This is a genomic window from Endozoicomonas sp. SESOKO4 (assembly GCF_024606275.1).
In genome coordinates this window covers 1-12881 of the sequence record NZ_JAHHPS010000205.1, presented here as the reverse complement: position 1 = coordinate 12881, position 12881 = coordinate 1, and the positions used below count along the sequence as shown (strand labels likewise).

Annotated in this window: 13 protein-coding genes; 2 read left to right on the top strand and 11 right to left on the bottom strand. The window is 48.1% G+C overall.

All coding sequences use genetic code 11. The features are described 5' to 3' along the window. Positions 1-161: 161 nt before the first annotated feature. The 9 genes from KDK16_RS04000 to KDK16_RS03960 all read right to left on the bottom strand — a co-directional run bounded on the left by KDK16_RS04000 (position 162) and on the right by KDK16_RS03960 (position 9372). Entirely contained in the window at positions 162-926 is a 765-nt protein-coding gene (locus KDK16_RS04000) for a DeoR/GlpR family transcriptional regulator (protein WP_257252937.1), read from the bottom strand. 173 nt (positions 927-1099) lie between these two features. Further along, positions 1100-2497 carry a L,D-transpeptidase family protein gene (locus KDK16_RS13485; protein ID WP_257252930.1) on the bottom strand — a complete coding sequence of 466 codons (1398 nt, stop codon included), beginning with the start codon at positions 2495-2497 and terminating at the stop codon, positions 1100-1102. A 231-nt stretch (positions 2498-2728) separates the two neighbouring features. Beyond that, positions 2729-3742 carry a UDP-N-acetylmuramate dehydrogenase gene (murB, locus tag KDK16_RS03990; protein ID WP_257252929.1) on the bottom strand — a complete coding sequence of 338 codons (1014 nt, stop codon included), beginning with the start codon at positions 3740-3742 and terminating at the stop codon, positions 2729-2731. After that, positions 3742-4533: a 3-deoxy-manno-octulosonate cytidylyltransferase gene (gene kdsB / locus KDK16_RS03985; RefSeq protein WP_257274769.1), complete on the bottom strand. Its 792-nt coding sequence runs from the start codon at positions 4531-4533 to the stop codon at positions 3742-3744. Before kdsB ends, murB begins: the two co-directional genes overlap by 1 nt. Beyond that, positions 4533-4754, bottom strand: a complete 222-nt coding sequence (locus KDK16_RS03980) for a Trm112 family protein (protein ID WP_257252927.1) — start codon at positions 4752-4754, stop codon at positions 4533-4535. The genes kdsB and KDK16_RS03980 overlap by 1 nt, the downstream gene beginning before the upstream one ends. Beyond that, positions 4735-5796, bottom strand: coding sequence for a tetraacyldisaccharide 4'-kinase (gene lpxK / locus KDK16_RS03975; RefSeq protein WP_257252925.1), 1062 nt, complete (start codon positions 5794-5796; stop codon positions 4735-4737). The genes KDK16_RS03980 and lpxK overlap by 20 nt, the downstream gene beginning before the upstream one ends. Before the next feature lie 94 nt (positions 5797-5890). Continuing rightward, positions 5891-6319 carry a biopolymer transporter ExbD gene (locus KDK16_RS03970; protein WP_257252924.1) on the bottom strand — a complete coding sequence of 143 codons (429 nt, stop codon included), beginning with the start codon at positions 6317-6319 and terminating at the stop codon, positions 5891-5893. Then, the gene (locus KDK16_RS03965; protein ID WP_257252922.1) at positions 6319-6948 is read right to left on the bottom strand and encodes a MotA/TolQ/ExbB proton channel family protein; all 630 of its coding nucleotides are present in this window, start codon (positions 6946-6948) and stop codon (positions 6319-6321) included. Before KDK16_RS03965 ends, KDK16_RS03970 begins: the two co-directional genes overlap by 1 nt. Positions 6949-7083: 135 nt before the next feature. Then, a complete protein-coding gene (locus KDK16_RS03960; protein ID WP_257274767.1) occupies positions 7084-9372 on the bottom strand; it encodes a DNA internalization-related competence protein ComEC/Rec2 in 2289 nt (762 codons plus the stop codon). A gap of 421 nt (positions 9373-9793) precedes the next feature. On the opposite strand from KDK16_RS03960, the gene KDK16_RS03955 reads away from it, so the two are divergent. Continuing rightward, complete coding sequence (locus KDK16_RS03955; RefSeq protein ID WP_257252920.1) at positions 9794-10321, top strand: DUF2062 domain-containing protein; 528 nt, start codon at positions 9794-9796, stop codon at positions 10319-10321. A gap of 196 nt (positions 10322-10517) precedes the next feature. Beyond that, positions 10518-10808, top strand: a complete 291-nt coding sequence (locus KDK16_RS03950; RefSeq protein ID WP_257252918.1) for a hypothetical protein — start codon at positions 10518-10520, stop codon at positions 10806-10808. 225 nt (positions 10809-11033) lie between these two features. Here the strand turns inward: KDK16_RS03950 and KDK16_RS03945 are convergent, their stop codons facing one another. Together KDK16_RS03945 and KDK16_RS03940 are read right to left on the bottom strand one after the other, a co-directional pair. Further along, the gene (locus tag KDK16_RS03945) at positions 11034-11429 is read right to left on the bottom strand and encodes a hypothetical protein (RefSeq protein WP_257252916.1); all 396 of its coding nucleotides are present in this window, start codon (positions 11427-11429) and stop codon (positions 11034-11036) included. Between the two features lie 303 nt (positions 11430-11732). Beyond that, positions 11733-12278: a hypothetical protein gene (locus KDK16_RS03940; RefSeq protein ID WP_257252914.1), complete on the bottom strand. Its 546-nt coding sequence runs from the start codon at positions 12276-12278 to the stop codon at positions 11733-11735. Positions 12279-12881 lie beyond the last annotated feature (603 nt).

Genomic DNA, 12881 nt, shown 5'->3' with positions numbered 1-12881 from the left:
CTGTCTCTGCATCACAGGAAAACTAATAATCCAGCCCGGTGAGCCATCACCGGGCTTAGTTGTTTCGAAGAGAGTCCATCGTTGTAGACCTGTCAGACTACATCGACTCTTATAAAAAAAAGGAGAGGTAATACCTCTCCTTTTTTTAACAACGATAATTGCTAGTCGCAAATCACCAACTCTATCGCCGAATTTGCTATAACCTCCTCGAGTGGCTCAGGTGGCTCAACATCCGTGAATAAGACATCAATCTGCTCAAGATGCCCCAACCTGACCATGGCACTCCGTCCGTATTTACTATGGTCTGCCGCCAGAAAACAGTGTTTGGCATTACCAATCATGGCCTGTGCGACCCTAACCTCATGATAATCGAAGTCCATCAGGGCTCCGTCCATATCGATACCACTGATCCCCATAACAGCATAATCTACTCTGAATTGTTCAATAAAATCCCGAGTTGCCTGACCGACAATACCACCATCACGATTTCGAACTTCCCCCCCTGCAATCACAACGGTAAAGTCTTCACGCTGTAAAAGAATTGAAGCCACATGAAGGTTATTGGTAACGACTCTTAACGCCCTGTGATTAAGCAATGCCCTGGCAACCGCTTCAGTTGAAGTGCCGATATTGATAAACAGCGATGCACCATCAGGTATTCTCTTGACCAGCTCTGCTGCAATGCGATCCTTTTCTTCACTCAGGCTCATCTTTCGCTCAGAATAAGCAGTATTAACAGTACTACTGGACGGCAGACCTGCCCCACCATGATGCCGTGAGATCAGTTTTTTTTTGTCCAACTCATTGAGATCTCTGCGAATCGTCTGGGCAGCCACTTTAAAGTGTTGCACCAATTCATCTGTCGTCATAAAGCCATGCTGACGAATTAAATCAACAATCAATTCCTGACGATGGGTCTGAGGTATAGAAGACACAGCGGCTGTCTTGGCAGTCATCCGAAAACTCTTATCGGCTAAAAACACCCTGTCCCTGAAAGTAACAGAGTGTCAATCCATGAAGATGGTCCAGTCAATACCGTCAGCATACCAACTTACAATGCCTATAGCGAAGATAATTCGAAAGCCTGTTTTGATTGCACTTACAGTCTGGCCAACAAAGCATCATCCAGGTTGTAAATGTCCGGCCTGAATCGAACACGGCCACTGCTATCTGGCCAGGCTGTGAAGTAAACAAAATAGAGTGGAACGGGTTTTCTGAGTTTTAACTTACCTGTCTCCGTGGTGGCCTGCAACGTCCTTACTTCATTTTCCATTCCCTGACTTTTAAGAATATTACCGATTAAATGCTCAATATTCTCAACCCGGGTGCAACCGGAACTGAAGGTTCTGACAGACTGCCTGAAAAGATCTGGCTTGTCAGTATCGTGCAGATAGACACTGTAGGCATTGGGAGAGTCCAACTTATACTTACCCAATGGATTCACCTTCCCCGGCTTCTGCTCCAAACGATAGGGAAAGCCCCTCTGACTGTATTTGTTCCAGTTGATAGTATCAGGATCCAGCTCTCTTGCACTTGATTTCCAGCTCTCATAAACAGAAAAACCCTCACGTTTCAGGAATGCAGGATCTTTCTGAGCCCTTCTCAATAACGAAGTTGAGGAAATAGAAGATGGTACTCGCCAGTAAGGATTGACTGTAATACTCTCTATACTTTCCTGAAAAATCGGAGTCTGGCGAGAAGGCTTGCCAACGATGGCCCGATAGAGCCTCTGTTTTTCTCTACCCGTCACCCAGGCCACATTAAAACCAGCAATATCCACCAGCACATGAGGATAAGGCAATGATCTGGGCATCCACCTCATTCGCTCCATATTCACCTTCAGGACTTTGATTCTTTCAAGGGTTAATGCAACCAGAGCCTGACGAGTGCGCTGACCAATATACCCGTCCGCACGAATCCTATATTGCTTTTGTAAATTCTTGATCACTGACGTGTGGGATCGACTGAACTGCCCTGCTGGCAAACGATCGGCCAGATCCAGATCAATCAACCATCGGTTCAGAGTCAAAATGGAAGGATGACGATCTCCTTCTTGCAGCACCCTATCCGCCGGAAAGTGATCAATGGCTTTTTCCAGATGAGTATTCAATCGTTGCAGTGTTTTCTTGAACAACTCATATTGCGGCAGCCTGGGCTCAATCAAATCAAGCGAGTTGGAGTCCATATGCTCCTGTAATACAGGCAAGGCAGCTGTGTCTGCAATCCTCCATCCGGGCTGATAAACTCTTCTGTCCAGTCGCCCGGTATCCAGATAAGCCGCAAATTCGGAAGCTACTTTTCGAACATTCTGCTCAGAGGGATCAGTCGCCAACTGCAGCCACTGACTCTGAGGGAACTCAATACCGTGCTGGGGCGCTGTCGACATCCAACTGATCAACTGCTGACTGGAAGCAGCTTCTGAATGGCCTTCACTCTTGATTCGGACACCGGGCTCTGAGAAGGCGGAAGGGGCTGACAGCCAATCTTCCGCGGACACGCTTGTAACCAATAGGCTCACAAACAGGTATGGCACCAATAATGACAGAACACTGCGCATGAAAACTCCATTTACAGTACAAGCCTCACTGCATCACAGGCTTTCATCGAACAGAAAAAATCTCGTACTTACTTAAGAGTAGACAGCCCGGAAACGGTTTTTTCTTCACCACAAGAAGGGAAAAAGATTGCCAGAAAACTGGCACTGGTTTTTGAGAGAACAGAATAAAAATCAATAGACTCTTGGTTCCATCTCAAGCTCGACACCGAACTGATCATGAACAACAGCCCGGATGTGTCTGGCCAGCCTCAGCAAATCATCAGGCTCTGCCCCGCCATGATTGACCAGTACCAGAGCCTGCTTGTGATAAGTGCCAACCGATCCCTGACGAAAACCCTTGAGGCCTGCCCGATCAATCAGCCAGCCAGCGGCCAGCTTCCAACGCCCTTCAAAGGGATAGGCCACGATGTCAGGGTAATCTGTCTGCACCCTCTTCAAAAGCGCTTCATCCACCAGAGGGTTTTTAAAAAAGCTACCGGCATTACCCAGTTCTGATGGGTCAGGCAACTTTTCTCTGCGAATATCACAGACCACGTCACTGATCGCAAAGGCATCAGGATGCTTGTTTGAGCGCCGCTCTACTTCCTGCTGCAAATGGCCATAAGAGAGTCTGGGCAACCAGTTGGCATCCAGAGCAAACGTAACAGAAGTGATAATAAAATGGTCACGAGCCGACTGTTTGAAGATCGAGTCACGATAGCCAAACTGGCAATCCTCAAGAGAAAAGCATTTCAGTTCTCCAGACTGAATATCCAGCGCTTCCAGACTCTGGAAGTAATCTTTGATTTCAACACCATAAGCACCAATATTCTGAATCGGCGCTGCACCCACATTCCCCGGAATCAGGGAGAGATTCTCAAGCCCAAATGCCCGTTTACCCAAAGTCCAGCGGACAAACCCATGCCAGTTCTCACCCGCTCCCGCAGTCACACTGACACATCCAGCCTCTCGGGAAATGATCTTTTTACCAAGGATATTGACATGAATAAACAAAGCTTCCTGATCACTACTTAACACCAGATTACTGCCTCCCCCCAGAGGAACAACGGGCAGTTTTTTCAGAGTGGCAAAAGCGATGGCCTCATGAAGGTCCCCGATCGAGCCTACCTCAGCAAAATAGCGAGCATTGACCCTGAAACCAAAGGTATTCAGGGCTTCGAGGGAATAGTTTTCAAGAATTCTCATCAGGAAATATCGGCCAGCCTGTTTTCCACGAGCCCCCTGATCACTTTAAGATCAGCTTCCGTATCCACCCCATGGGGAGGCGTCTCCATGGCGTCAGCCACGTGAATACGATGGCCATTCCAGAGCAGTCTCAACTGTTCGAGAGACTCAACGGACTCAACCGGACTCTGTTCCCATTGCACATACTGATTCAGCAGACTGACACGATACGCATAGATACCAATGTGGCGTCTGTAAATATCCACTGTGGGCAGTGAGCTGCCATTCTCGGCAAACTCATCTCTGGCCCAGGGCACAGGAGCGCGACTGAAGTAAAGGGCAAACCCTTCACGATCAGTCACTACTTTGACCACATTGGGATTAAACAGATCGGCTCGATTCCGCACAGGCTCGGAAAGTGTTGCAGCACCCGCTGTCTCAGTCTTTATCAGATTATTAGCCACCTGATCGATGACTTTTGCCGGAATCAGTGGCTCATCACCCTGCACATTAACAATCACTTCGTTGTCACCCATTTCATAGAGACGAGTGACCTCCTGAAGACGATCGGTTCCTGAAGGATGGCCGGCCAGCGTCATGCAAGCCTCGGCATCGAACTTTTCAACGGCATTGATGATACGCTCATCATCAGTCGCGATAATGACACGAGTGGCCTGACTCTCACAGGCTCGCTCATAGACGTGCTGAATCATAGGCTTACCGCAGATATCAATCAGTGGCTTGCCAGGCAGACGACTGGAACTGAATCGGGCAGGAATAACAACTGTAAACGGAGCAGTGGAAGCACTCATCAGGCAGATGTATCCTCTTGGGAAGATGCCGCCTCGCCGCCCTCCAGCCGCTCATCAGCAGTCAGGGTACGAGCTTCGTTTTCCAGCATGACAGGAATACCATCACGAATGGGATAGGCCATGCCGCAGGGTCGACAAATCAGCTCAGCCGCTGATTTGTCGTATTTCAGATTGCCCTTGCAGAGGGGACAGGCCAGAATCTCAAACAGCTTCTTGTCCATGGGTATCCTTATCAGACCGACTCTGCGGCCCATTAGTTTCAATCAGTGTCAGAATGCGTTCAAAAACCGTCTCAGGCACTCTGGCCCGAACCGGCAGAAACCAGAAACGGGATTCTGCGAAAGCAGAGCATTTTACTGCATCCTTGGCCGTCATGATAACGGGCAGATTGTCCCGAAACTGAAAATCTTCTTTCCTGAACCCATAATGATCGGGAAAAGGATGGGGAATCACCTCATATCCCAGTTTTTCCAGCGTTCTGAAAAAGCGCTCCGGATTCCCTATACCTGCCACTGCATGAACTTTACCGGAGACAGGCGGCTGATCCGTATTCTTCCCATTGACAGGCCTGAGTGCATCAGGCTCAAGGAAAAAACAGTCAAAGTGACAATCAACCACACCGGAGGGCTTACCATTGATCACAACCTGATCGACTTCCCTGAGCCTGCCGGGTGGCTCCCTGAGGGGCCCGGCAGGCAAGTTGAGACCATTACCCAGCATTCTCTGGCCATCCAACACCACCAATTCAACGTGACGATCCAGATTATAGTGTTGAAGACCATCATCAGCGATCACCAGATTACAATTTTTCTGCTCAATCAGTGCTTTTGCTGCTGAAACCCGATCCGGATCCACCATGATCGGGACATTCAGCTGCTGAGCCAGCATTACAGGCTCATCCCCAACCAGTGCAGGATCGGACTCAGGCAAAACTTCTGCGGGTAATTGAATGCTTTTGTCGGCTCCAAAGCCGCGACTGGCGACCCCTGGCTTAAATCCCTGCCGGATTAATCTTGCTACCAAACTGGCTACAAAAGGCGTCTTACCCGTACCCCCTACCGTAATATTGCCAACAATAATGACGGGAACAGGCGACCGCCAGCGCTCGGAGTGTTCCAGCTTCATCCGGCGATTTCGGGCTATCCGGGCGTATAAAAAAGACAATGGAAGCAACAGTCGGGTCCAGAACCCGCGGCCGTACCATGAGTTGAGAACCGAGTCACTGATTACTGCCTGCCAACGACGAGATTCTTTGTTTTCCATGAGGAGTCAGTCACTCTTAACTAAAAAATGCAAACGCAGCCTGTGAAGACTGCGCTTGTATCAGAGGTCACGGGCCTTTCTGGCTCATTCACCGTTACTGCTCTGATTCTACCGGTTTTCGAGTTGTCATGCTGAGGTTTGCAAAACCCAGCTGTCCGGCAGCATCCATGGCGGTTACCACTGACTGATAAGGCGTATTGGCGTCTGCCGTGATAGTAAGAGGCAGGTTGGAGTCTCCTTCACTGACTTTTGCCAAGGCATTTTTCAGTGTGTCCAGACTGCTGTTCACGAGAGACCGTCCGTTCACAGCATAATAACCTTCACGGCTGATGGTAATTTCCACCCGGGTCTTCTCAACAGCTGCTCTTTGCTCACCACTGGCCTCCGGTAAATCAATGGCCAGCTGAGTCTCCTTGGTGAAGGTCGTCGAAACCATAAAGAAGATCAGCAATAAAAAGACCACGTCAATCAGTGGTGTCAGGTTGAGCGAGACCTCTTCCCGGGACTGGCGACGAAATTTCATCACTTGCCCTCGCGGTCTTTTAGCTTTCGCTCTCCCTGAAGCACTTCCACCAACTTGGTGGCTTCCTGCTCCATGGTGACAACCAGCTCATCCACACGGCGGGTAAAATAACGGTGAAAGATCAGGCTGGGAATCGCCACGGTCAGGCCAGCTGCAGTGGTAATCAGAGCTTTGGAGATCCCCCCTGCCAGCACGCCGGCATTACCTGTGCCTTCCAGCATGATCACGGTAAACACATCAATCATACCAATCACTGTACCCAACAGGCCCAGCAAAGGCGCAATGGCAGCAACCGTTCCCAAAGTATTAAGATAACGTTCCAGTTCATGAATAACCCTGCCAGCCTGCTCCTCAATACTTTCTTTCATGATATCGCGGCCATACCGGGCATTACTGATGCCTGCCGCAAGGATTTCACCCAACGGAGACCCGCTCCTCAAGCCACTGACTTTCTTGCTGTCCAGGTCATTATTCTTGATCCACTTCCAGACCTGAGACAGAGTATTTCTGGGTGCAATGCGCGACGGCCTGAGCGTCCAGAGACGTTCAAAAATAATTGCCATGGCAATGACAGAACTCAGCAGGATTGGCAGCATCAGCCAACCACCGGATTTCACCAATTCGAACACAGCCCATTCCCTTCCAGAAGCCTGTTTAATGAAAAGACTCTACCATAGAGCATCAGCTTAAAACCACGAACACATGCGTATCAGCCGCAATATTGCCAACAATATGGCTGCAACGATTAAACTGTAGCTCTACACTCAGCGCCACCAATATCTGGCACTTTGAATTTTGTACTTTTTCACTGCCTCCGGGCCCCTCCCCATGACAAAACTAAGCGTTCCTGAAGTAGCCGTGTTGTAGAGAGTTGCCCCGAGTCGCTCAACCCGATTCAGGGTCTCCTCCGCCGGATGTCCATATGGATTTCGATAACCCGAGGACACCAGCACCTGTGATGGATTGACCAGGGACAAAAACGCTTGCGAACCTGAAAAACGGCTACCATGATGTGGAAGCAGTAGGTAGTCAGCCTCGAGACTTTCAAACTGATTGATTAGAAGAGACTCGGTTTTTTTACCAATATCACCGGTTAAGAGCAGCTTTTCATTACCTGCTGTCACTCTCAACACACAAGATCGCTCGTTGTCAGAAACCGATAACCGGCTGCCCGACAAAACCTCGAACTCTACTCCGTCCCATTGCCATTTCATTCCAGGCAGACAGGGACTCATTGCCCCCTCAAACCCGGTAACCGCAGAGCCCGACATAATTTCTGCTTCTGGGTACCGTTGATGAATCAATTCAAGCCCACCCGAATGATCGTTATCCCCGTGAGAAATTATGACACGGTCTACCCGGTCAATTCCAAGGCGGCTGAGATACGGAACAATGATACCATCCACCGAGTTGAAACGGCCTCTGGAAGCCACTCCGGTATCATACAACAGTATGTTCTGACGAGTTTGCAAGAGCACTGCAACCCCCTGCCCCACATCCAGTACAGCCACTTTCACCTCTCCTGCTGCCGGGTGATCCTTGTCAGGAAAAAAAAGAGGCAGCAGAAAAAAGGGGAAAAGTACTCTTAACCCAAGCCCCCTGGGTGTAGCCAGAACCAATACAGCTCCAGCAATCAGGACAACTTGTACCAGTCCTATGCTAACAACAGGCATGAAAGCAGGCACTGATGAGACGGTGGCCAGCCCCACATCCCAAAACCTGAAAGCGTCATCCAGAAAATGAAGAATACCGATAGAGACCGAAAAGAAAAACGGCTGCAATGCCAGCGCAAGAAAAGCAGCAGGTACGACCAGTAGCCCCATGACAGGAATCGCAACAAGATTAATCAGGGGCGAAAACAGGGATACCGATTGCTGATTGAACAACAACATGGGAGCCAACATCAGGAAAACCAGCCATTGAGGTCTAAGCCAGAGCCTCGTCCTGCCTCCCATGTTGATATCGGCATTCATAAAAATCCTGCCACAGCAACCGTAGAGCAAAATGCCTACCGCCGAAAAGGAATACCAGAAACCGGCACTGGTTATTGCCAAAGGCTCGATGGACAGAACGACACAAAGCGCCAGCAGGAACAAAGTCGTGGGCCTGGCTTTAATACCCAGCAAAGGACCCGATAATGCCAGACCGGTCATCACCAGTGCTCTTTGAACCGGCACCGTAAAGCCGGCCATGAAGGCATAGATCAGGGCAAACAATAAACCGGCCCCGGCAGCATATCGGGGCAAGGTCATCTTCCTGAGAGGAAGAGCGCCTGTTCGGGCCAGCATCATCGTTAGCCAGTAACCGACTGCCGCCATGAGACCTATATGCAGACCCGAAATCACCATTAAATGAGTCGTACCGGTCTGATTCAACGATTCCCATTGTTGCTGAGAGATTCCCGACTTATCACCTATTAACAAGGCTGATAACAAGGCGGCAGAATTTTTGCTGCAATGTTCATAGAGCCACTGTCGTAACGCACTTCTATATCGACTTCTGAAAAAAACCATATCATCTGAAGTCGCTATTTTTTCACCTGACTTAACATAACCCGTTGCCTGTATATTCTCTCTGGCCGCCCAGGCCTCTCTGTCAAAAGCCCCCGGACTGCGATTGCCCCGAGGGTGCTTAATCCGTACCTGTAACTGCCACAAGTCTCCAGCCTGAATTTCAGGTGCCTGATACCAACTAAGTCGAATCTTTTTAAGATGCTCAGCAGTCTTCCCTTCCACGGTTTTCACAGTAAAATCAAAGCGGGTGAGGTGCAGGTGATAAGCAGGCATATCAGAGATGAATCCTGTTACTGTCATCGCTCTGCTTTCTTGCTCTCTGTTTATCCAGCTCTTCTTCAACCCATCAGCATGTAAAAACCCTGTAAAGATTCCGATCAATCCCAACCCCAGATAAAGAAGGATCAACACCGAAAAACCCTTAGGGAAGTCATTGCCACCCGTTACAATGCTCTGGCAAGCCACAGCCTCTTTGATGACATGCAGCAGTCCTATCACAATAAACACCAGGGCCAAAACGCCGATAAACCAAATAGACATATCGCCTGGTATTGCCGGAAAAAGAACCGTCAGCACTATTCCCGATAAATAGCTACAGTAAGCTGTGGGAAGACGGATAGTGTGTTTCATTTAATCAGTGCATAATGTCGAGTTTTTTTACAGAGAGCGCACAGGTCAGACCCAATATGAGTTTGGCGCACGTATCAGGCTCTCAGCATAGTCATCAAGATTGGATTATGCTGGGGGGTATCACTGTTAGATGGCATAACGTCAAACGGTTCTGCAAGGCAATGAGAGGGTGAGTGATTAATGCTCACAAAACTGCCTGATCAAAACAACCGGGGACAACCGAGCCTCAGGGAGTGAGTCTTTGCATTCGATTCACTGCTTTTGGAACGATTTGTCCACACTGCAGACTGGAAATCAGTCTCAGATCAAAGAAAGAGTATATTTAAGGGACATGGCGAGGAAACTGATACAACGCTATCTGCCGGATCCGGGAACCATCAAGGGCAACCGCCATCTGCGATTTCTGGGCAGCGCTATTCACGATGCCAACCTCTGGCACCTGAATCGACGTTCAGCAGCCAGTGCTTTTTTCGTGGGCGTGTTCTGTGCTTTTATACCCATGCCCTTCCAGATGGTTGTGGCTGCTGCCATGGCCGTCATATTCCGCTGCAACCTGCCCCTTTCGGTAGCCCTGGTCTGGATCACCAACCCGGTCACCATGCCAGCCATCTTTTATTTCACTTATAAGGTGGGATGCCACATCCTGGATGTTCCCATCAGTGAAACGTCCTTCGAACTCTCTTTACATGGCGTGGGTGTCGGGCTGGCCAAAATCTGGAAACCCCTCTATCTTGGCTCATTAATTACCGGTGTTATTCTTGGTTTTCTTGGCTACCTGCTGATCAGGCTCTATTGGCGCTGGAATGTCGTTCATCAGTGGCGTCAGCGGCGCAAACGTATAATATGCAAAAAACCATAGACTCACCCATGTCTTGCGTCCCTTCATGGCAAGTATTCCAGTCGGGTCATAAACGAATGAATTTCACGGAAAATGCGACATTTTCATTCTATTGCTATGGACATGAGATCACGGTCTTCCTATAGTTAGCGACATGAGTTAAGGCACTCACCATTTGAAAAACTCTTTTTGACTCCTCGGTAATCCAAATACTGCCATGCAAAGAAGCTTCCAAAAGCGCAAGCCAAAACTGGAAGGTCGCGGTGTTCTTGAGAACATCAGCACCGAAGGCCCGCACAGTGACTGGCTGGGTATGCCAGATTATTATATCCATACACTGACCATATCTGATGACGAATATAAATATCTCTCCGCCGACAAGATTCTGGAGGTTGCTGTGGGTGATACGGTCGTTTTCCGCTATAAAGAACAGAGCAATGAGAAGCGTATCGACAAACGCTCGTTGGGTATCTACATTGACCCGAGTCAGTATATGAACAACAGCTAATTCATACTTTCTGAGCTGCACTTCTATGGGAGTGCAGCCAGCCTTTGTACCTTTTCCATCAGATCAGGTGGGCTGGCCTTATCAGCAAGTTCCTTAGTGATTGACCCGATGAAAATATATGCTTCGCAACTCTTTTTTCCATTGTTCATAAACAACGGATATTGGCAAAAAGCAAAAAACATCAAATACCTCGCCATACCGACCAGAGTGCAATGACTAACGCTCTTAAAATTGATGAAACTCACGCAGAAAGCTCTTTCTGTCGTGCATAAATTTCCGATGTTCCGGGTGACTCAGTGATCGCCTCTTTTCAGTGAATGCAGGGGCAATGAAACCCCAATTTGAATTTCGAGCAAAGTACACGACTACATCGACATTACTTTCTGACCACTGATTATGTACAATGTGGTCGTCACTGGAGGCTTCGACGGTTTTGACCTGTATTCTGTAATAGCTGGGCCCATCAGAAATTAATATGTCCGTTTGGTGTCCATGATCCAGAATAGGCAGAAAAACCTGCCAACCATCCTGCATCAACCAACTGACAACGATACTTTCATAGGACGTATTTTTTAATGCCTGATGCGTGCTGGCTTTGGTCTGAGTCATTCTTCTTGGCATTGCTTTTCCTTTAGATTTTTGAATCACATACGCTAAGTCATAGATTGCTCTAAAACAGTACCTTTCGTCTGCCAATTTATCCAATACAAACCGATCAAAAACCTCTAAACGGAAAACAAAAATAACGTACTTTTTAAAAATCGAAGTGGAGAAAACAGTGCATTGGCACACCCGGAAATCCACCTTGTACGCAGGGCTGCAATAGCAAATGACCGCTCAGCCAAGCAAACTTGTCGTCACTGAGACCTTGGCTTCCAGAGAGTTTGCCACCATCGTTATTGATAGCCATCAATAGCGCCATGCTTATTCAACGTAAGGGTATGCAAGCGACATTCGGTGATTGGAAAGCTTTATAGTCACCCTGGATTGCCATGAAGGGTCATACCTCTCCACAATACCGCGCACTTTCAGATAATTCTTGTGATCCGCTGCTATGAATTCACCGTTGATCTCTCCGCTTAACCTCTTCCCGTGTAGATTGATGTTCTGAAACCAAAAGCTGAAATGGTAGCCATTGCATAGGTTGGCTAAATCCTCTGAGTTGCCATAGGGATTAACCAAATAGTACTCTTCTCTGCCGTCAGGTTTGAGTTGCAGGGTCAGGACCATAAGTCCACCAGGATTGACATGCAATTTCAGCATCAATTTGTTGATACTGATGTTATATAATTTGGCCATATATTGAGCATCAAGCCTATAGGTTCCTGCAGGAATGGCACACGAAGTAATTGCACGTCCGAACACATGCGGTTGGGGCATTGCGTCGTACTTAGGATAAGGAGGGAACTCAAAGCCAATTGCAAAAACCAGCTGTGGAATAGCCACTAGGCTGTACCAGTATTTTTTCATGATGTATTACCCTATCGTCAGGAATCTAAGCGTTAAAGCTAACTGATGAGATTCTTCAGGATAGACGAAAGCCAGGATCTATTGTGCATCCACAGGATGGTTAAGATTGTTACGGCAAAGTACCACCCAAGTTATAGCTGATGGTTGTCCTCGACTCCGATTGACTCCTGCCGACTCCTCTTAACCTACCAACTTCCTGTAGACAGCACTTATTGCCCTGCAGCTCTTTCGTTATTCTCAATTTCCATGCAGCCATCAAAGTAGCACGCAAAATATAAATACATTGTTAATCGTGCAACTGAATCAGAGTTGACATAAAAAATCTGAGTGCAGTTGATAATTGACTCCTAAACGCGCAAAGATACTGATCTCGGATTTTTTCCGTCAACCAGTGCCAAGCCCGAATTTCACCCTGGTGCTGGCATTATTCTGTGCTGCTGAATACCCACATTAGCTAGCGGTTCGCAAGGACCCTTCGCCTTTCAGAAAGCCACTTATGACGAGGCTTTCAGAGTATCAAGCTGATGATAATAAACTTTTCTAAGCAGGGGTTAAAAACAGTTCGCAATAATCTATTATAATCTAAAACTATCTAATACGATA

Coding starts and splice junctions, on each gene's coding strand:
- KDK16_RS03945 (WP_257252916.1), bottom strand. CDS start 11,429: ATGCCAAGAAGAATGACTCAGACCAAAGCCAGCACGCATCAGGCATTA.
- KDK16_RS03980 (WP_257252927.1), bottom strand. CDS start 4,754: ATGGACAAGAAGCTGTTTGAGATTCTGGCCTGTCCCCTCTGCAAGGGC.
- KDK16_RS03970 (WP_257252924.1), bottom strand. CDS start 6,319: ATGAAATTTCGTCGCCAGTCCCGGGAAGAGGTCTCGCTCAACCTGACA.
- KDK16_RS03955 (WP_257252920.1), top strand. CDS start 9,794: ATGGCGAGGAAACTGATACAACGCTATCTGCCGGATCCGGGAACCATC.
- KDK16_RS03940 (WP_257252914.1), bottom strand. CDS start 12,278: ATGAAAAAATACTGGTACAGCCTAGTGGCTATTCCACAGCTGGTTTTT.
- KDK16_RS03960 (WP_257274767.1), bottom strand. CDS start 9,372: ATGTCTATTTGGTTTATCGGCGTTTTGGCCCTGGTGTTTATTGTGATA.
- murB (WP_257252929.1), bottom strand. CDS start 3,742: ATGAGAATTCTTGAAAACTATTCCCTCGAAGCCCTGAATACCTTTGGT.
- lpxK (WP_257252925.1), bottom strand. CDS start 5,796: ATGGAAAACAAAGAATCTCGTCGTTGGCAGGCAGTAATCAGTGACTCG.
- KDK16_RS03950 (WP_257252918.1), top strand. CDS start 10,518: ATGCAAAGAAGCTTCCAAAAGCGCAAGCCAAAACTGGAAGGTCGCGGT.
- kdsB (WP_257274769.1), bottom strand. CDS start 4,533: ATGAGTGCTTCCACTGCTCCGTTTACAGTTGTTATTCCTGCCCGATTC.